A 20626-nucleotide genomic window follows, 5' to 3' on the forward strand; every position below is an offset into this window, starting at 1 on the left:
GGAATAGTACACTGAAATAAAATACATAATTTAAAAGAATTATTTTAAAATATATAAAGCCCAAATCATTTTATCAACAGAGATGTAGTAAATTCAAGTGAAATAAATTCTAATTTTTGTTAATGTATTGTATTTATTGGAATTTTTTATTAAATATCGAGCTTGAAAAAATGTAAAATGTTATTGTATTACTATACTTGTATTAATATATAAAATGATAAAAAATTACAGTTTTATAGGGGGTAATATTATTATGGAGTGGAAACGTTCCATGTACTTTTTAGCTATATTTTCTTTTATTTTTTCCTCAAGTACATCCGCCCAAGCAAATGTCGTGGAACCAGTTTTAAAAAATGTACGAAGTTATAAAATTTATTATGGTGAAGCAAATGAGCAAGTAATTGAGGGACTTTCAAAGTATGACATGGTCATTATAGAGCCATATGCATTTATGAAAGAGCAAGTTCAGCAATTAAAAAAATCCGGAACAGTAGTCCTTGGGTATGTTAGTGTTTTAGAATTAGAATCGTGGCATAAATCGCAAGTAGTTGAATCAGACTATTATTATCGAGACGGTAAGAAAATGAAGATTGAGCAGTGGGATACATATATTATGAATTTAGCTGATGAACATTACCGGCGGATTGTTGTAAATAAAGTGAAACAGCAAGTTATTGGAAAAGGAATAGACGGTGTGTTTTTAGATACCGCTGGTGATATTGATGACTATTTTTATGATCAGCCAGTTACACAAGGGAAATTTCGCGAAGCATATGTAAATTTATTAAAAGAAATAAAAGGTGTTGATTCTGATTTGCTTCTTATACAGAATTGGGGATTTGACACAATCAAAAATACATCCTTGAATTTTATACATGGTGTATTGTGGGAGGACTTCAATAAACAAGTTATTACGAAAGATGAATGGAGTCAAAATTGGATGCGCTATTTTAAACAACAAAGTAATAAGATTGTAACGTTTACCGTTACTCCAAATACCGTATCTAAAAAATATAGTTCTATAAATGGATTTATTCCTACAATTAATCCAAATGATATTTATGATAAATAGCAATTATTAGGGATGAGAAACTATCAATATTGACTATGAAAGTTTAGGTCAGTATACGATTATCTTATAAAGATGAATGTATTACTGACTAGCTCATTTTATAATATTCCATGTTAGAAATTAGTAGAATAAGATAGAAAAAGTGCATTATCCTATTAATTTTTATAGAAATAAAAAACGTGATATTTAAAATAACATCAATACTTGTGTCATGGTTAGAGTACGTTTATAATCAAGGAATCCTATTAATGTTCTGATAGGGTTATTTATGATTGAAAGCGTTTTAAATTTGGCGTTCTTCAAGGTAGGAAGTCTGACCTATTTAGATTAAAAATTATGTATGTAGTTTGAAATAGGAAGAAAAATAATAAAGAATCACTTTATATTGTGGGGAGGTTAAAAGTGTGAAAGGGAAAGAATTTCACACGAATACATATGGGTTACGTAGGATTATTACTTTCGGGTGCAGCTTTATTTTTAAATAGTCTTGTTATATTAGGAAAAGCAGAGATGAAAAGTGCAGGTGTTTTTAATTTATTTGTGGGTGCACTACAAATTATTATTCCGTTCTATTTAATCATGATTTCTGATCAAAGTAATTGGACGGTATATTCATATGCAGCTACTTTCTTATTCGGATTAACCTATTTATATGTAGGTGTTACTTTTATAAAAGGAATGGACAGTAGCGGTTTAGGGTGGTTCTGCATTTGGGTAGCAATTATTGCTTTATTCTATATGGTTGTTTCATTTGTTCAATTCCACGATGTTGTGAATGCGTTAACGTGGTTTATGTGGGCATTACTTTGGTATTTATTCTTTGTATTAAATACACAAAAAAAGAACATCAATCAATATCTTGGAAGGATTGCCTTCGTACAATCATGGGTAACATTGACGTTACCTTCACTCTTTTATTTTATGGGAGTATGGGGAGAGGGATTCGTATATGAATTATGGGTTTATGTATCTGTAATTTCTATTTTATACTTCTGTTATTGTATTTATAAATATCGAGTACGTTAATATATTTTTTGTAGAAAAGCATGGAATCGTTAAACGAGTTCCATGCTTTTTATATGTTAGCATTTATAATAGAGAGGTAGTATTTTACAATTTATCGAAATGGGGATGATAAAGTTGAAAAAAGTATTGGTGCTAGGGGGAACAAGATTTTTTGGTAAACATTTAGTAGAAGCACTTTTGCAAGATGGGCACGATGTAACGATTGCGACGAGAGGAATTACGGAAGATTCTTTTGGGAGTAGAGTAAAAAGACTTATTGTAGATAGAGAAGATGAAAAACAACTAGCAGAGCGTCTAGCAGATAAAAGTTATGATATTGTATACGATAATTTATGCTATAGCTCGAACGCAGCGAAGATAATATGTGAAGTGTTACGAGGGAAAACGACAAAATACGTTATGACATCTTCAATGGCTGTCTATGAACCAGCACTAAGTTTATCAGAAGAGGACTTCGATCCGTACGAGTATGCAATTGCGTATGGAGATAGGAATGACTTCAATTATGGTGAAGGAAAGAGGTTAGCCGAAGCAGTTGTATTTCAGCAAGCAACATTTCCAGTTGTTGCAGTTCGTTTTCCAGTTGTTATTGGAGAAAACGATTATACGAAAAGGTTACAATTTTACGTTGAACATATTGTGAGAGAAGAACCTGTCGCAGTGAATCATCTAGATGGAAAATTGTCGTTTATACATGAAGAAGAAGCCGGGGAATTTTTAGCTTGGTGTGGGATGAAAGACATAGAAGGGCCAATTAATGCTTGTAGCAACGGGGTAGTTTCTACTCGGGAAATTATTCATTTTATAGAAGAGAATACGGGAATAAAATCACTCATTCAAGAAGTAGGAGATCATGTAGCACCTTATAATGAATTGACTAATTGTACATTACATAATGGAAAAGCTAATGAATTAGGGTTCCCGTTCCGAGGGTTGAAAATAGAAATAGAAAAAGTATTACATTATTACATACATGCAATGAAATGATCATAAATCCCCCGGTGGCAATCCGGGGGATTCTGGAGGATTTCGACAATACTAATTTTACATTACCAAACTTACCTTATACGCACGACTAATGTTTTTGTGATTGAATTGCTTGTAAATACTTTTCATTTACCCGGTCCCAGTTCACTGTATGCCACCAGTTGGTAACAAATTCTGGGCGACGATTTTGGTACTTTAAATAATAGGCATGTTCCCATACATCAATGACAAGTAATGGAATTTTGCCTTCTTGCAAAGGTGTATCTTGATTAGGTGTACTCATTACAGTAAGTTCTTCACCATCAAGGACAAGCCATCCATAACCACTTCCAAAACGGCTAATTGCTGCTTTAGACAGTTGATCTTTTAAGTTGTCAAAGGTATTGAAATAATAATCAATTACTTTTGCAACGTCTCCATTAGGCTCGCCACCACCCCGTGGGCTCATTACTTCCCAAAAAAGACTATGACAATAATGTCCACCACCGTTATTTCTGACAGCTGTAACAATTTCCTTTGGTAAAGCTTCTAAATTACATAGTAACTCTTCTAAAGATTTATTATGTAATTCCGAATGGTTTTCTAATGCGGCATTCAAATTATTTACGTATGTCGCATGGTGCTTTCCATGATGAATAGAAAGTGTATTGCTAGCGATATATGGCTCTAGTTCATCATAGTCATATGAAAGCTTTGGCAATTGAAATGAAGACATGACATTTCCTCCTTTCTCTCTAAAAGTTGGTCTAGGTAAAAATAATTTACCTGAGTAAAAAATACACCTATTTTTCATGAAAGTCAATAGTAATCTCTTAATTTTCTGAAAGATAGTACAATAAAAGTAACACTTCGACTTTCGTTTGTGACTCTTATTCTTTTTGCTTATACTGTAAAGTAGTAACGTTTTGTTGAAATAGAAGGAGATCGCTTATGAGTAAAACGAAGCAATTAATAGAGGAAGCGAGTCATTTTATTACGATTTGCTATAAAGAGCTTAATAAAGAACAATTCATAGAAGAACGCATGAAAGAAATTCGAGTTGAAATAGAGAAGACGGGGACGTATGAACATACATTTGAAGAACTTGTTCACGGATCGCGAATGGCATGGCGCAATAGTAATCGATGTATCGGAAGACTATTTTGGAGTAAGATGCACATATTAGATGCACGTGAAGTAAATGATGAGGAAGGTGTATATAATGCATTAATTCATCATATTAAATATGCAACGAACGACGGAAAAGTGAAACCGACCATTACAATTTTTAAGCAATATCAAGGTGAAGAAAATAATATACGAATTTATAATCACCAATTGATTCGGTATGCAGGATATAAAACAGAAATGGGAGTGATTGGTGACTCTCATTCCGCTGTGTTTACAGATTTTTGTCAAGAACTTGGCTGGCAAGGAGAAGGTACGAATTTCGATGTATTACCACTTGTGTTTTCTATAGATGGAAAAGCGCCTATATATAAAGAAATTCCGAAAGAAGAAGTAAAAGAGGTACCAATTGAACACCCAGAATACCCAATTTCGTCACTTGGAGCAAAATGGTACGGGGTTCCAATGATTTCAGATATGCGCTTAGAAATTGGCGGTATTTCCTATACAGCAGCTCCGTTTAATGGATGGTATATGGGAACAGAGATTGGGGCACGTAACTTAGCGGATCATGATCGCTATAATTTACTTCCAGCAGTTGCGGAAATGATGGATTTGGATACATCGAGAAACGGTACGTTATGGAAAGACAAGGCGTTAGTTGAATTAAACGTGGCTGTTTTATATTCCTTTAAAAAACAAGGAGTGAGTATTGTTGACCATCATACTGCGGCACAACAATTTCAGCAATTTGAGAAGCAAGAAGCTGCCTGTGGTCGTGTTGTAACGGGCAATTGGGTGTGGCTCATTCCGCCGTTATCTCCAGCTACCACTCATATTTATCATAAACCGTATTCGAATGAAATTTTGAAGCCGAATTTTTTTCATAAATAGTTTGTAGTATAGGGCATTTTCTGTAAAAATATAAATTTTTTTAACTACTGTTACGTAGCAAATGGAAGCCTTTACCCTCGGTTATTTTTGGAAGGAGCTTTTTGAACCAAGGAGTTCCTTATGTTATAATCAAATTTCTGTTTCGAAGACCTTATAGAAATATAAGGTCTTTTATTTTGCTTTTTTATGTAAGAGGAATAGAAATTTTCTTTTAAATAAGGGATTTAGCATATTTTTAGGGACAACATAAGTGTGTAGGAAATAGATGAATTATTATGCTTATATAATCATTGTGTTTTGGGTGTAAACAATAAAACATAATAAAGTTGTTTTTTTAGATTGCTGAGGAAGGAGGAAGTGTAAATGAGGATGAAGAGTCGAAAAACGGATTGGCCTGTATTTCTTATTAGTGGTGGTTCGCTTTTATTATTTGTAATTGCAGTTTTCTTAAATAAAAATTATGTAGAGGGAGTCATTAATAGCAGTTTTGCAGCTTCAATTAAATATTTTGGTGCCTTCTGGCAAGTTTTGTTAATTGGTACATTTATTGTTGCAATGTGTATGGCATTCTCGAAATATGGAAGAGTTAAACTTGGGGGATTAGAAAAACCTGAGATTAGTACGGCAAAGTGGCTTGCTATTATTATGTCGACATTACTTGCCGGAGGTGGCGTTTTTTGGGCAGCTGCAGAGCCAATGTACCACTTGATGACGGTGCCGCCGATACATGAAGGTATATCTGCTGGAACGAAAGAAGCAGTAATGCCTGCTTTAGCACAAAGTTATATGCATTGGGGTTTCTTGGCTTGGACGATTTTAGGTACAATCAGTGCGGTAGTTATGATGTATGGGCATTATCATAAAGGTATGCCGTTAAAACCTCGAACGCTTTTATATCCTATTTTTGGTGAGAAATTGCGAAAGAGTTTGCTTGGAACAATGATTGATGCATTTGCCATTATTGCGGTAGCTGCAGGGACGATTGGACCGATCGGATTTTTAGGCTTACAAGCAAGTTATGGCCTACAGGCATTGTTTAATATTCCTGATGTTTTTACTACTCAATTAGCAATTATTATTTGTGTAGTTGCGGTTTCTACTATATCTGCAGTAACAGGAATTAATAAAGGGATTCAAATTATAAGCGATTTAAATGTTAAATTAGCGATTTTATTAATGGTATTTGTATTATTATGTGGACCAGGTGGATTTATTATTGATTCGTTTGTATCTTCGTTTGGATTTTATATAAATGAATTTATTCCAATGAGCACATACCGCGGTGATACAGGTTGGTTAGGATCGTGGACAATCTTTTTCTGGGGATGGTTTATTGGATATGGACCGATGATGGCAATTTTAGTGAGCCGTATTTCAAGAGGAAGAACGATTCGAGAAATCATCGTTGCAATTGGAATTATTGCACCTATTATTACAACATTTTGGTTTACAATTCTGGGAGGATCAGGTGTGTTTTATGAATTAATGAAGCCTGGTTCTATTTCAAGCGCATTAAGTGAATCGGGTATGCCAGCTGCTATGATTGCAATTACAGAACAACTGCCACTCTCTCATATTATTGGACCGGCATTTCTTTTACTAACAATTTTATTTGTAGTGACAACAGGAGATTCAATGGCTTATTCGATTTCGATGGCAGTGACTGGAGACGGAGATCCTAGAATTAGCTTACGAATTTTTTGGTCGCTTATTATGGGAGCAGTTGCGGCAATTCTGTTATACATGGGTGAGGGAAGTATTAACGCCTTGCAATCATTCATCGTAGTAACAGCTGTCCCGGTATCCATTCTGTTACTCCCAATGCTATGGCTAGCGCCTAAAGTTGCAGGGGAACTAGCATTAAAACAAGGCATTGTAAAAGAAGAAGATAAAACTAGCTTCTTGTTCCAAAAAGCTAGTAGATCAAAATAAATAATTGTATTTATATAAAAAGAGGAAGCATTTCATTTGAAATGCTTCCTCTTTATTATTTATTTAACTACTTTTCTCGAAGTGGATAGTACTCTGTACAGTTTCAATCTATTCTAATACTTTATCTTTCGTCTCTGGGACACATAGTAGCATTGTAATTAAACCGATTGGATAGATAATGAAGATAAGAGATAATGCGCCCATTAAATTACCACCTGCAGCAAGTAATCCGATAATAACAGGTCCAAAGCCAGCTAAACCACGTCCTGTACCGAAAATAAAGTTTTCTGCTGTAGAGCGAGCTTCAGCAGGATAGTTTTCAGCTAAAATTGCTCCGAATCCTCCCATCATGCCATTTGCGAAGAATCCAAGCAATGCGCTGCCCCATAACAATAATGTTGGATTTGTGAATAAGAAGAAGTAAATGAGACAGTATATAGTACCACCGACATAATAGATTGTAAAAGTTTTACGGCGACCAATTTTATCAGCTAGAATTCCAAAAATTGCAATTCCAATTAACATACCGATCGTAGAGATGAACATCCAACCACTAGCTTTTGCTAATGTATAGTTATATTTATTCGCTAAAATAGTTGGCATCCATGTAAAGATACCATAATATCCGAAGTTCTGGATGAATGACATAATAATAAGGCCAATAGTTGTTACTGTTACTTTTTTATTTGCAAATAGCTTTCGAAGTGGGAACTTTTTCATTTGTTTTAGTTGTTCAGCCTCAGTAGTTGTTAAACTGCCTTCAACCTCTTTTTGTAACAATTCTTTTTTGTATCGTTGTTTTTGTTCCCATATTTTCGGTTCACTTAAACTTTTTCGTACATAAACAGCTAATAAAGCGGGAATAAGTCCAAATAGGAAAACAGCTCTCCATCCAAAATGCGGGACGATAAATGCTGGAAGGAGTGAAGCTACTAGTACGCCAAATTGCCATCCAAGTGCAACAACAGATGTCGCCTTAGCACGCATTTCTTTAGACCATGTTTCAGTTACGATGGCCATTCCAATCCCGAATTCACCACCAACTCCCATCCCCACTAAAAAGCGAAGAATTAATAATTGCCAATAATCTGTTGCGAAATAAATAAGTGCTGTTGCGAGTGAAAATAGTAAGATTGTGAAGGCCATCGTACGGATACGCCCAAATAAATCAGCAATAAATCCAAATAAATAAGACCCAATTAGCATTCCTATTGTGGTAGCTAAAGTTAAGTTTCCACCTTCAACAGGGCTTAAATGAAATTCTTTTAAAATGTAGACGAGTACGAAAGATAAGAGCAACATATCTAAGCCTTCTGCTGCATATCCTAACGCAGACCCAAATAATGTTTTATATCTTTTCTCTTTCGTTTCCTCTGTTGTTGATTGTACATCAGTAGTGACGTCCATCATTACTCCCCCTTATTTTCTTCTACAGTCGCTATGGAAGAATAACAAAAGGCCTTCTCACCTGATATGATGAGAAGGCCAAAAAAGCATACGTATTCCTAAAATAGGTCATACGTATAGTATATTCCGACTTCCTTCTCAACCTCACGGGGTTGGGTTAAAGGACTGTATTATATTACTTTATTTTTAGCACTCTTCTATTAGATTGTCAAATAGAGCGGGAATTGTTATGTGTAAAATATTGCAAAAGATATTTCATTCTTCTTGACGCCCACTTCATTATTTTCCGATAATAAAACTAACTCATATAAAAAGGAATGAATCACAGATGCTAAATTTAGTACTTATGATGATTGAACGTGTCGGGCTTATTGTTATTTTAGGGTTTTTACTTTCTCATATTAAAACGTTCAGGCGCCTTCTTCATAAGCAAGATGGGTATGTAGATAAGCTTAAGCTTATTTGTATTTTTTCAGTGTTTACAATTGTAAGCAATTACACGGGAATTGAAATTGCTGGGAATACGATTATGAATGAAAATTGGTTACAAGGTGTTTCATCATCGAGTACCATTGCGAATACACGTATTATGGGTGTTGGAATTAGTGGCTTGCTTGGTGGCCCTATCGTCGGAATTGGAGTAGGATCAATTGCTGGTATTCACCGTTATATGCTTGGCGGGACGACTGCACTAAGTTGTGCAATCTCTTCAATTTTAGCGGGGGTTATAACAGGTTATATTGGATACATTTTTAAAAAGTATAATCGTACAATTACGCCTAAATTTTCAGCGGTTTTAAGTGTGTTTATCGTTTCTTTAGAAATGATTATGATCTTATTAATTGTAGAGGATGGAATGAGTATTGTGAAAACAATTGCGATACCAATGATCCTTGTAAATAGTTTTGGAAGTTTTATTTTACTTTCTATGATACAAGCTATATTGCGTCAGGAAGAGAACGCAAAGGCACTTCAGACTCATAAGGTATTACGTATTGCAGATAAAACGTTACCGTATTTTCGCCAAGGCTTAACAGAAAAATCATGTAAGCATGTGGCACAAATTATTCACCGTTTTACAGGAACAGATGCGGTATCCTTAACAGATACAGAGAAAATATTAGCTCATGTTGGATTAGCATCAGATCACCATATTCCTTCACATAGTTTAATAACTGGTTTGTCGAAAGAAGTGTTACAAACAGGGAAAATAATGAAAGCAAAATCACGTGAGGTCATTAATTGTCAACATGAAGGATGCCCTTTGCAAGCGGCGATTGTTATTCCGCTAACTTCACATGGAAATACGATAGGGACATTAAAACTGTATTTCAAAAATCCTAATCAGTTAAGTCGTGTGGAAGAGGAATTAGCAGAAGGGTTAGCAAAAATATTCTCTACACAACTTGAATTAGGGGAAGCCGAGTTGCAAAGTAAATTATTGCAAGATGCGGAAATAAAGGCATTACAAGCACAAATTAACCCGCACTTTTTATTTAATGCGATTAATACAGTATCAGCTTTATGCCGAACAGATGTAGAGAAGGCAAGGAAGTTATTATTACAACTTAGCGTGTATTTCCGTTGTAATTTGCAAGGCGCACGTCAGTTACTGATTCCACTAGAACAAGAATTAAACCATGTACAGGCATACCTATCGCTAGAACAAGCAAGGTTCCCAAATAAGTATGAAGTAAAGATGTATATGGAGGATGAGCTAAAGACAACTTTAGTACCACCATTTGTTCTTCAACTATTGGTTGAAAATGCGTTGCGACACGCTTTCCCGAAGAAGCAACCAGTGTGCGAAGTGGAAGTGCATGTTTTTGAAAAAGAGGGTATGGTTCATTTTGAAGTAAAAGATAATGGGCAAGGAATTGAGGAAGAACGTTTAGAACAATTAGGAAAGATGGTAGTTTCGTCCAAGAAAGGGACTGGAACAGCTTTATATAATATTAATGAACGTCTTATTGGGTTATTTGGAAAAGAAACGATGCTTCATATCGAAAGTAAATTAAATGAGGGGACAGAGATTACTTTTGTTATTCCAAAAAAAGTAGGGGAGGAAGAGCAGATTGTTAAAAGTACTAGTAGTTGATGATGAAATGTTAGCACGCGATGAACTAAAGTATTTATTAGAAAGAACGAAGGAAGTTGAGATAATTGGTGAGGCTGATTGTGTAGAGGATGCATTAGAAGAGCTAATGAAAAACAAACCAGATATTGTTTTCCTAGACATTCAGTTATCTGATGATAACGGATTTGAAATTGCGAATATATTAAAGAAGATGAAAAATCCACCTGCCATTGTATTTGCGACTGCCTATGATCAATACGCGTTGCAAGCATTTGAAGTAGATGCGTTAGACTATATTTTAAAGCCATTTGATGAAGAACGTATTGTACAAACATTAAAGAAGTATAAAAAACAAAAGCAGTCGCAAATAGAAACGAAGCAAGAAATAAAAGGGGCAGATGTAACGGCAGAGATGCATAAATTAGCATTACCAATTGAAGAATCAATTGTACTTGTAAATATTGAAGATATTATATATGTAGGGCTTGTGGATGGAAAAGTGACAGTAAAAACAATGAGGGACACATATATAACACACGATACACTTGTGATTTTGGAAAAGAAGTTGCCGCAAGCAAGTTTTATGCGTGTACATCGTAGCTTTATTGCAAATATTAATCATATTACTGAAATCCAGCCGTGGTTCAATTCTACGTATAATTTAATTATGAAAGAAGGATCAAAAGTACCTGTTAGTCGTACATATGCAAAAGAACTCAAGAAGCTGCTTCGTATTTAAGAAGCAGCTTTTGTATTTCATCCTTTTATATTTGTAACTGATTCTGTATATTTGACGTTCTGTTATGTAAACGCTTACCAAGGCGGGTATATCCTATACAATAAAGGTACCAAATCGAAAGAGGTGGCCAAAATGAGTACGAAAAAAGTATATAGTTTCTTATCACAAGCATTCATATTCTCAGCTATTATGTTAATTTCTAATATTATTGCAACACATTTACCAATTCCGATGCCTTCATCGGTAATCGGGTTAGTCATTTTATTTAGTCTATTATGTTTAAAGGTTATTAAATTGGAACAAGTTGAATCACTTGGAACAGCTTTAACAGGTATTATCGGATTCCTTTTCGTCCCATCAGGTATTTCGGTTATTAATTCTCTTGGTGTAATGGGACAATATTTTGTACAAATTTTAACTGTAATTGTTGTCGCGACAGTTATTTTACTCGCTGTAACAGGATTATTTGCACAATTTATTTTAGGAAAAGATGAAAAAGAAACAGAAGATACAAAAGAATTGAAAGTAGTAAATAAAGGACGCAAGCACGGAAAAGTTGCGTAACCATTTTAGTATATATTGTTAGGAGGGAATGAACATGGCAAGCACAATGACTCCATATTTCGGAATCGTCGTTTCATTAATCGCATACGGAATCGGAACATTATTATTCAAGCATTCAAAAGGGTTCTTCTTATTCACACCATTATTCGTAGCGATGGTATTAGGGATTGTCTTTTTAAAAGTAGGTAACTTTACTTTCGAAGAATATAATACTGGTGGAAAAATGATTAGCTTTTTCTTAGAGCCAGCAACAATCGCGTTTGCAATTCCATTATATAAACAAGTGGATAAGTTGAAAAAATATTGGTGGCAAATTTTATCAGCTATCGTGGTTGGATCTATTTGTTCAGTAATTGTCGTGTTCATTGTTGCAAAAGCAATTGGCCTAGATACAGCAGTAATGAATTCAATGTTACCACAAGCGGCAACAACAGCAATTGCGTTACCAATCTCTGAAAGTATTGGTGGTATACCAGCAATTACATCGTTTGCAGTAATCTTTAACGCAGTTATCGTATACGCATTAGGAGCGTTATTCTTAAAAACATTTAGAGTGAAACATCCAATTGCAAAAGGTTTAGCACTGGGAACAGCAGGTCATGCATTAGGAGTGGCAGTAGGAATTGAAATGGGTGAAGTAGAGGCAGCTATGGCAAGTATTGCTGTAACAGTAGTTGGAGTTGTAACGGTAGTTGTCATACCGATGTTCATGCCATTCATTGGATAGTAAAACTTACTTAAAAAATGAGAAAAGCAAGCTATTTGTAGGACAGATTTCTACTGATAGCTTGCTTTTTATGTTACAGTAGTGGTAAGACCTATTTTGAAAAAATGTAAGTTTCCTTAAATCTTCATTAATACTGTGTAGAATACGTTTTGAATTAGGTCATTGTATTGTAAAATAAGAAGTAAGCTACTATAGATCTGCTAAGGTAGGCGTATAATGAGCTTATAAAAATCTTAATATGAATGAATAATTAAAAGTAGAAAAGAGAGAAAAATCTACTTATTAACGTTTTACTTTATAGGACAGGAGAGAGTACTCGTCGATTATGCAAATAAAAAACCTGTTTCAAAGCAAAGGATTTCAGAGGTTACTCGTATTAGTAATACTTGCTCTCGTATTATATGGGCTGCAAAGTATGTTGAATTTAATATTAATTACGTTTATTCTTACGTATTTAATGGATCGATTCCAAAAGTTTATTTCTCGCAAATTAGACCACTTTATGCCCATTAATCGAAAGCTCATTATAGCATTTCTATATGTTATGTTAATTGGCGGAATTGCTATTACGCTATTTAAATATTTACCAGTATTAACGATACAAATTTCACAATTGATTTATCAATTTAACGTATTTTTAAGAAACCCACCGGACAGTGAATTAATTAAGTATGCAGTTAATGCTGTTAATCATATGGAACTTTCGAAGTATGTAGGACAAGGCGTTGACATTTTGTATAAATCGATTACGAATGTTGGGAAATTTGGCCTTCAAGTGTTACTTTCTTTAATTTTAAGTTTATTTTTCTTATTGGAGAAAGCTCGTATCGTTGCTTTTACTGCAAAATTTAAAGAGAGCAGACTTGCAATTTTCTATACTGAAATCGAGTACTTCGGTAAGAAATTTGCACGTTCATTCGGAAAAGTAATCGAAGCACAATTTTTAATTGCAGTTGTTAACTGCGTTTTATCCGTTATTGCATTATGGATATTAGGATTCCCACAATTATTAGGTTTAGCGTTAATGATCTTCTTACTTGGTTTAATTCCAGTAGCTGGGGTTATCATTTCGTTATTCCCGCTTTGTATGATTGCTTACAATATCGGCGGTATTATGTACGTTGTTTATATTTTAGTTATCGTAACAGTCATTCATGCGCTTGAAAGTTACGTGTTAAATCCGAAGTTTATGTCGCAAAAAACAAACTTACCAATTTTCTATACGTTTATGGTATTAATCTTCTCGGAACACTTCTTAGGTGTATGGGGATTAATTATCGGTATTCCAATCTTCATTTTCTTATTAGATGTCTTAGATGTGACAAGTGATGAAATGGAGAAGGACGCTGGGAAAAAATAAAGTGAAGAGAAAAAAGCATCGATGTTCGATGCTTTTTCTTTTATAACATGATGTTTCTTATGCCATACTGTAAGGAGAAGATAGAATAGGGGTGAAAGAATGGCTGTAAATGAAAAGGTAGAATTAGCTACATTTGCTGGAGGGTGCTTCTGGTGTATGGTCTCGCCATTTGAAGAGATGGAAGGAATTATAAAGGTTGTTTCTGGCTATACAGGTGGTCATAAAGAGAATCCAACATATAAAGAAGTATGTTCAGAAACGACGGGACATTATGAGGCAGTACAAATTACATTTGATGCAAATAAAATGCCGTATGAAGAGTTATTAAATATATATTGGAGACAAATTGATCCGACTGATGTAGGTGGGCAATTCCACGATCGCGGACAGTCTTACGAAACAGTGATTTTTTATCATAATGAAGAACAACATAAAAAAGCAGAGGCTTCAAAAGAAGGGCTTGCAAGGAGTGGGCGCTTTTCAAAGCCGATTGCGACAAAAATATTGCCAGCTGCTACGTTTTATCCCGCAGAGGAATATCACCAAGGATATCATAAGAAAAATGAATTCCGCTACGAGTTATACCGTAAGGGCTCAGGGCGAGATGCGTTTATTAAGCAACATTGGCCAAAGGATAATGCTCATTTAAAGGAAAAACTGAATGAGATGCAATTTTATGTAACACAGGAAAATGGTACAGAACCACCATTTCGAAATGAGTATTGGAATCATAAAGAAGAAGGTCTTTATGTAGATATCGTTTCAGGTGAACCTTTGTTTACTTCTCTAGATAAATTTGATAGTGGATGTGGATGGCCTAGTTTTACGAAGCCAGTTATGTCAGCTAGTGTGAAGGAAAAAATGGATGTGAGTCATAATATGACGCGTACAGAAGTGAGAAGTAAGGAAGGAGATTCACATCTCGGGCACGTATTTCCAGATGGTCCAGGACCGAATGGACTTCGCTATTGTATAAATTCAGCAGCTCTTCGATTTATTCCAAAAGAGGAATTAGAAAAAGAAGGCTATGGTGATTTCCTAATCTTGTTTGGAAATAAAAAATAACCTCGCAGTTAGCGAGGTTATTTTTTTGTTATTTTACTTTTTTCTTTTTAAACTTGCTTAATACTTCATAAACGATTGGAACAATAAGAAGTGTTAATAATGTTGAACTTGTTAATCCACCAATTACTGTTACACCAAGTCCTTTAGAAATTAAGCCGCTACCTTCAAATCCTAATGCGAGCGGGATAAGAGCACCGATTGTTGCAATTGCAGTCATTAAAATCGGGCGAAGGCGTGTTGCACCAGCCTCTAATAAAGCTTCACGTGTTGATAGACCTTCATTTTCTTTATGAATAACGCGGTCGATAAGCACGATTGCGTTTGTTACAACGATACCGATTAACATAAGGGCACCGATCATTGCAGAGACACTTAACGTTTCACCAGAGATTAATAAGGCAACAAGAGCTCCAATGATTGTAAATGGTAGCGAGAATAAAATTGCGAATGGTGCAAGAGCACCGCCAAATGTAACGACAAGAACGAAGTATACAATAGCAATCGCAGCTAACATCGCTAAGCCAAGTTGCTTGAATGATTCTTCAATATCTTTTGTAACGCCTCCCATAGAAACATCTACGCCAGAAGGAAGATCCATTTTATCTACTTCTTTTTGAACTGCGGCTGATGCTTTTGAAACGTCATCAGATGTTAGTTTTGCACTTACTTCCGCATAAACACGGCCATCGCGGTGTTTCACTGTATTCGAAGTTTCTCCTTCTTTTACAGTCATCACATCTTTTACAGCCACTTCATTACCAAGCGGCGTTGTAATTTTACGATTTGTTAAGTCATCGATTGTTTCATAATTTTGTTTTTCAGCTTCTACATATACATTGATATCTTTACCGTCTTTTTTAATTGTTGTCAGAACAGGGCGATCATGTTGATTAGAAAGTCCCATTCCAATTTGTGCAGCCGTTAGACCCATTTTACTTAGCTTTTCCTGATCTGCGACTAAAGTGTATTCTGCGTATGTTTTTGCAATACTAGAGTCTATATCTTTTAAGTCTTTGTTTTTCTTCATTATGTTTTGAATATCTTTTACGACAGGCTTAATGTCTTCTGAGCTATCTCCGTAAACGTATAACTTGATTTCGTTACTACCGCCACTTGCCCCGAAGTCTTGGTTTTTCCATTCACCTTTTCCAGACATCTTCTGTAAATCTTTAACGACTTGTTCTTTCTCTTTTTCGAAGTTTTTCGTGTCGTTATCATATTGTACGAAGAACATTGCTTGATTTGATTGACCAGGACTCATTGGGTTTTCGCCACCTAATGAGAATTGAATTGTTTTGACGTTTTTATTATCTTGGAAGTGCTTCTCAGCTTTCGTTGCAATTTTTTCAACGTCTTCTAACGTTTGACCTGGTTCAGGGTTGTATGTTGCAATGCTCATTTTTTCTTCTTCAGATGGTAAGAAACTTACACCAATGATTGGCACAAGTGCAAGACTACCAACTAATAGAAGGATAGCGATACTTGATGTAATAATTTTGTGATTTAAAGCCCATGCAAGTATGCGTTTATAAATATTTGCTAATTTACTTGGTTTTTCTTCATGATGTACTTCTTTTTCTCTCATGCTCTCTTTCTTAAATAAAGAGTGAGCTAGCATCGGTACGATTGTAACTGCTACTAGCAACGATGCTAATAAAGCGAAGACGATAGTTAAAGCGAATGGTAAGAACATTTCACCAATCATACCTTTTACTAGTCCAAGCGGTAAAAATACAGCAATTGTTACAATGGTAGAAGACATAATCGGAATAAACATTTCTTTTGTAGCTTCACGAATTAAATCTTTCCCGCGTAGTTTCTCTCCTGATAACGACATACGTCGATAAATATTTTCGATAACAACAATGGAGTCATCCACAACGCGCCCGATAGCGACTGTCATTGCTCCGAGCGTCATAATGTTAAGTGTAATATCCATTTGCTTGATGACTAATACAGCAATTAATAAAGAAAGTGGTATGGAAACGACAGAGATTAATGTTGTTCGGATATTTCGTAGGAACAACATAATAATAACAATCGCAAAGATAGCACCAAAAATGGCTTTGCTCAGCATTGTTTCTACTGATTTCTCAATAGGTGCACCTTGGTCGAATGTTGAAATAATCTCTAAGTCTTTATATTTTTTCTCAAGTTCTTTTACTTTATCTTTAACAGCATTTACAACATCAACTGTGTTCGCGTCAGCAGCTTTGACAATTTGAATTCCAATTGCTTCTTTTCCATTTGTTCGAGAAATAGATTCTGCTTTTCCAACTTCCTTAATGTCAGCAATTTCGTCTAATGTAACTGTCGGAATCCCGTTCATAGCGGCTGGATTCATTTGCGGCACTTGTGTACCAGCTCCGGCATTTTGACTACTTTGACCGCTTGCTGATGAAGGAACGGCAGGGATTTTTAATTCTTTTAATGCTTTCATTGTTGTAATATTTCCATCTACAACAACTGACTTTTCTGTGTCTTTAAATGTATATAAACCAAGTGGTAAAGATACGTCCGATCCTTTAATTACATTTTTTACAGTATCTTCACTTAAACCTAATTCTTTCATCTTATCTTTTTTGAAGACAAGTTGTACTTCATCTACTTGTTGACCTGAAATTTGAACAGATGCGACCCCATCAAGTCCTTTTAATCCTGGAACAACATTTTTTTCTACATTTTCAGTTAAGGTAGCTAAAGATTCATTTTTACTTGCTACGCTTAATGAAATTACAGGAAAGGCATTGAAGTTCACACGTGAAACTTTCGGGTCCTTTACGCCTTCTGGCAGTTTCACATTTGCGAGAGCTTCTTTTATTTCTGTTTCAGCCTTTTCCATATTTTTATCAAAATCATATTCTACCTGAATGGAAGATGCATTTTGAAAAGATGATGAACTAACAATGTTTACACCACTTAAATTTTGCAGTTGTTCTTCCATCGGTTTTGAAACTTTATCAGCTACTTCTTCTGGTGTAGCACCAGGATAAACCGTGGTTACTGTTACAACAGGTGTTGTAATATCAGGAATTGTTTCCAGCTTCATATTCAGCCCAGAATAAATACCTGCAATGGTAACGATAATGGTTAGTAGCCAAACTGCGAACTTATTTTTTAACGAAAAATTAATAATTTTGTTCATGTTTGCGCTCCCTTTGTATTATATTGACCAACTGGTCAGTCTAATACATAATATAACTGACTGATTGGTCAGCCGTCAATGAAAAGGGATGGTATAATACATTCATAATAAGATGCGAGATTAAATTTAGGAGAGACATGATATGAAAGAAAAAGAGCGCTTAATTATAGAGATGGCTATGAAGTTATTTGCGACTAAGGGTGTAAATGCGACATCAGTGCAGGAAATTGTGACAGCTTGTGGCATATCTAAGGGAGCCTTTTATTTATACTTTAAATCAAAAGAGGAACTTTTATTAGCGACACTTCGATATTACTATGACAAGATTCAAAACAAAATGATGGATATTGAAAAAGAGTCGTTATTGCCACGTGAAAAATTTGCAAAACAATTGCATTGTCAGTTTAATGATATACAAAAGCATAAAGAATTTATTATTATGCATGCAAGGGAAAATGCGATTCCTTTTAATAAAGAAGTAGAAGAATTTATGATGCGGATGAAGTTAGAGTCTCACGCATTTTATCGGAATAGTTTACTGTCTATTTATGGTAATAAGGTTATGCCATATTTATTGGATTTAGTCATTATGGTAGAAGGCATATGCCGTGGATATTTAGAACTAATTATTTTACAAGCGCCAGAAATAGACTTATCTTACGTCTCTGCTTTTATTTTGAAAAGAGTGGATCATTTAGTAGATGGATTGGTAGAATCTTCAGAAGAACCTGTGTTACATGAAGAAAAGCTTGGAGAATTTCTTTGTAAATCAGAGCTTATTAAGGAGCAGGTTAAGGAACATTTTTTAAAAGAAATTATTGTGTTTAAACGTACTTTAGCGGATCAATTAGAAGATGAGGAATTGCTTGTTACATTAGATGTTTTGGAGGCAGAAATGAGGATGCAAAATCCAAGAATTCCGGTTATCCAAGGGATGTTGTTTAATTTAAAGGCATATCCAACTTTAAAAGAATTTCGTTTGAGGCTTATGAGCTATTACAATATAAAAAGGTAACAATGATAGTTTTCATTGTTACCTTTTTATTATGCATTCACTTTTTCTTTTTGCAGTGCAGTCTCTTCTTCATCAATGTTAATTGTTTCTTTTACGATATAAATCGGACGGTTTTTACTTTCGTCATAAATACGAGCAATATACTGGCCAACGATTCCAAGACCAAGTAATTGAATACCGCTAAAGAATGTAATAGCAACCATAATAGACGCCCAACCTGTTTGCGTTCCATGTCCAAAGACTTTCACAGTAACTGTATATAGTAAGACAATTATAGAAATAAGAACTGATAATAAACCTAAAGACATAACGATGCGTAATGGCTTTGTCGAAAATGCAATAATGCCATCAGATGCAAATTTAATCATTTTCTTTAATGGGTATTTTGTTTCACCAGCAAAGCGCTCATCACGTTCATATTCAACATACGTTTGGCGGAAGCCAACCCAAGACATCATACCGCGGATGAAGCGATTTCGCTCAGTCATTTGATTGAAAACATCAGCTATTTTACGGTCGATGATTCGGAAATCACCAGTATCTTTTGGGATATCGATATCAGACATGTAGTTTAAGAACTTATAGAAATACTTAGCTGTTAAAAGTTTGAACCAAGTTTCACCTTTACGTTGCTTACGTTTTGCATAAACAACTTCATATCCTTCTTCCCATTTTGCAATAAGTTCAGGAATAACTTCAGGTGGATCTTGTAAGTCTGCATCTATAATTACAATAGCATCACCTTTTGCGGCAGCAATACCAGCTGTAACAGCTACTTGGTGACCAAAGTTACGTGCGAAATTAACAATTTTTGTACGGTAATCATTTGCTGCAATCTCAGATAAGATTTCCATTGTGCGATCTGTACTACCGTCGTTTACAAAGACAAACTCGTAATTAATGTTATTTTGAAGCATAACGGACTTTAAACGGTTATAACATTCTTGTGCTACTTCTTCCTCGAAGTACATAGGAACTACAACCGAAATTAATTTTTGCATGTTGCATCCTCCGTATTTTTAATAAGTTGTTCAAATTTAATTAGTCACCTTTTTAGTTTGGTTGAATGTCCAAATTTTATTAAGGACAAAATTTATAACCATTCCGAAACCAATTGCGAAGATCTGTGCAATTAATGCATTAAAGGTAAGTTTATTTACTAATATAAATAAACATAATGTATTAAAAGCATATACAATTAAATTTACAGTTAGAAATTTAAAGAACATTGACGAGCCTTTACCTTTATTATTAGGTTTAAACACCCAATTTTTATTCCAATAGTAGCTATTGGCAACACCAATTGAATAGGCAATGGTATTCGCAATAAGGTAGTTCATACCGAATTTTAATAATATCCAAAAGCTAATAATTGTAATGAGTGTATTAAAGATCCCTACTAAGCCAAACTTTAAGAGTTTTTCCATAATAATATCCTCATGTTTATAATAATATATAAGTAAAACAAAAAATATAGAAGTGTTATTCATATACAACAAATAAAAATTA

17 protein-coding genes are annotated in these 20626 nt (G+C 34.7%); 12 read left to right on the forward strand and 5 right to left on the reverse strand.

What is annotated here, in order from left to right:
* Positions 1-253 precede the first annotated feature (253 nt).
* The 3 genes from PDQ68_RS17490 (at position 254) to PDQ68_RS17500 (ending at position 3085) form a co-directional block, all read left to right on the forward strand.
* On the forward strand, positions 254-1072 hold the full coding sequence (locus PDQ68_RS17490) for an endo alpha-1,4 polygalactosaminidase (RefSeq protein WP_061184139.1): 819 nt from the start codon (positions 254-256) through the stop codon (positions 1070-1072).
* 435 nt (positions 1073-1507) lie between these two features.
* Positions 1508-2098: an AmiS/UreI family transporter gene (locus PDQ68_RS17495; protein ID WP_000542569.1), complete on the forward strand. Its 591-nt coding sequence runs from the start codon at positions 1508-1510 to the stop codon at positions 2096-2098.
* 105 nt (positions 2099-2203) lie between these two features.
* Positions 2204-3085: an NAD-dependent epimerase/dehydratase family protein gene (locus PDQ68_RS17500; protein ID WP_033678606.1), complete on the forward strand. Its 882-nt coding sequence runs from the start codon at positions 2204-2206 to the stop codon at positions 3083-3085.
* An 88-nt stretch (positions 3086-3173) separates the two neighbouring features.
* On the opposite strand, the gene sodA is transcribed toward PDQ68_RS17500, so the two are convergent.
* The gene (gene sodA / locus PDQ68_RS17505; RefSeq protein ID WP_061184140.1) at positions 3174-3800 is read right to left on the reverse strand and encodes a superoxide dismutase [Mn]; all 627 of its coding nucleotides are present in this window, start codon (positions 3798-3800) and stop codon (positions 3174-3176) included.
* Positions 3801-4015: 215 nt separating this feature from the next.
* On the opposite strand from sodA, the gene PDQ68_RS17510 reads away from it, so the two are divergent.
* Both PDQ68_RS17510 and PDQ68_RS17515 read left to right on the forward strand, forming a co-directional pair.
* Positions 4016-5086, forward strand: coding sequence for a nitric oxide synthase oxygenase (locus PDQ68_RS17510; RefSeq protein WP_016719061.1), 1071 nt, complete (start codon positions 4016-4018; stop codon positions 5084-5086).
* Positions 5087-5449: 363 nt separating this feature from the next.
* Positions 5450-7018, forward strand: a complete 1569-nt coding sequence (locus tag PDQ68_RS17515; RefSeq protein WP_061184141.1) for a BCCT family transporter — start codon at positions 5450-5452, stop codon at positions 7016-7018.
* 108 nt (positions 7019-7126) lie between these two features.
* Here the strand turns inward: PDQ68_RS17515 and PDQ68_RS17520 are convergent, their stop codons facing one another.
* Positions 7127-8425: an MFS transporter gene (locus tag PDQ68_RS17520; RefSeq protein WP_029141244.1), complete on the reverse strand. Its 1299-nt coding sequence runs from the start codon at positions 8423-8425 to the stop codon at positions 7127-7129.
* A gap of 328 nt (positions 8426-8753) precedes the next feature.
* On the opposite strand from PDQ68_RS17520, the gene lytS reads away from it, so the two are divergent.
* The 6 genes from lytS (at position 8754) to msrB (ending at position 14957) form a co-directional block, all read left to right on the forward strand.
* Positions 8754-10523 carry a two-component system sensor histidine kinase LytS gene (gene lytS, locus PDQ68_RS17525; protein ID WP_061184143.1) on the forward strand — a complete coding sequence of 590 codons (1770 nt, stop codon included), beginning with the start codon at positions 8754-8756 and terminating at the stop codon, positions 10521-10523.
* On the forward strand, positions 10501-11241 hold the full coding sequence (locus tag PDQ68_RS17530; RefSeq protein WP_000921835.1) for a LytR/AlgR family response regulator transcription factor: 741 nt from the start codon (positions 10501-10503) through the stop codon (positions 11239-11241). Before lytS ends, PDQ68_RS17530 begins: the two co-directional genes overlap by 23 nt.
* Positions 11242-11373: 132 nt before the next feature.
* Positions 11374-11805, forward strand: coding sequence for an antiholin-like murein hydrolase modulator LrgA (gene lrgA / locus PDQ68_RS17535; protein ID WP_000104901.1), 432 nt, complete (start codon positions 11374-11376; stop codon positions 11803-11805).
* Positions 11806-11839: 34 nt separating this feature from the next.
* On the forward strand, positions 11840-12532 hold the full coding sequence (gene lrgB / locus PDQ68_RS17540; protein WP_000168869.1) for an antiholin-like protein LrgB: 693 nt from the start codon (positions 11840-11842) through the stop codon (positions 12530-12532).
* A 325-nt stretch (positions 12533-12857) separates the two neighbouring features.
* Entirely contained in the window at positions 12858-13892 is a 1035-nt protein-coding gene (locus PDQ68_RS17545; protein ID WP_001166015.1) for an AI-2E family transporter, read from the forward strand.
* A gap of 99 nt (positions 13893-13991) precedes the next feature.
* A complete protein-coding gene (msrB, locus tag PDQ68_RS17550) occupies positions 13992-14957 on the forward strand; it encodes a peptide-methionine (R)-S-oxide reductase MsrB (RefSeq protein ID WP_000290166.1) in 966 nt (321 codons plus the stop codon).
* 28 nt (positions 14958-14985) lie between these two features.
* On the opposite strand, the gene PDQ68_RS17555 is transcribed toward msrB, so the two are convergent.
* Positions 14986-18102: an efflux RND transporter permease subunit gene (locus PDQ68_RS17555; RefSeq protein ID WP_270786899.1), complete on the reverse strand. Its 3117-nt coding sequence runs from the start codon at positions 18100-18102 to the stop codon at positions 14986-14988.
* A 142-nt stretch (positions 18103-18244) separates the two neighbouring features.
* Between PDQ68_RS17555 and PDQ68_RS17560 the strand changes: the two genes are divergently transcribed.
* Positions 18245-19117 carry a TetR/AcrR family transcriptional regulator gene (locus PDQ68_RS17560; RefSeq protein WP_061184145.1) on the forward strand — a complete coding sequence of 291 codons (873 nt, stop codon included), beginning with the start codon at positions 18245-18247 and terminating at the stop codon, positions 19115-19117.
* A 29-nt stretch (positions 19118-19146) separates the two neighbouring features.
* Here PDQ68_RS17560 and PDQ68_RS17565 read toward each other — a convergent pair whose 3' ends face one another.
* Together PDQ68_RS17565 and PDQ68_RS17570 are read right to left on the reverse strand one after the other, a co-directional pair.
* Positions 19147-20118 carry a glycosyltransferase family 2 protein gene (locus PDQ68_RS17565; RefSeq protein WP_016719054.1) on the reverse strand — a complete coding sequence of 324 codons (972 nt, stop codon included), beginning with the start codon at positions 20116-20118 and terminating at the stop codon, positions 19147-19149.
* A 36-nt stretch (positions 20119-20154) separates the two neighbouring features.
* Positions 20155-20544: a GtrA family protein gene (locus tag PDQ68_RS17570; RefSeq protein ID WP_016719053.1), complete on the reverse strand. Its 390-nt coding sequence runs from the start codon at positions 20542-20544 to the stop codon at positions 20155-20157.
* Positions 20545-20626: the final 82 nt, after the last annotated feature.

Source organism: Bacillus cereus group sp. Bc010 (genome assembly GCF_027716745.1).
Lineage (GTDB): Bacteria > Bacillota > Bacilli > Bacillales > Bacillaceae_G > Bacillus_A > Bacillus_A pacificus.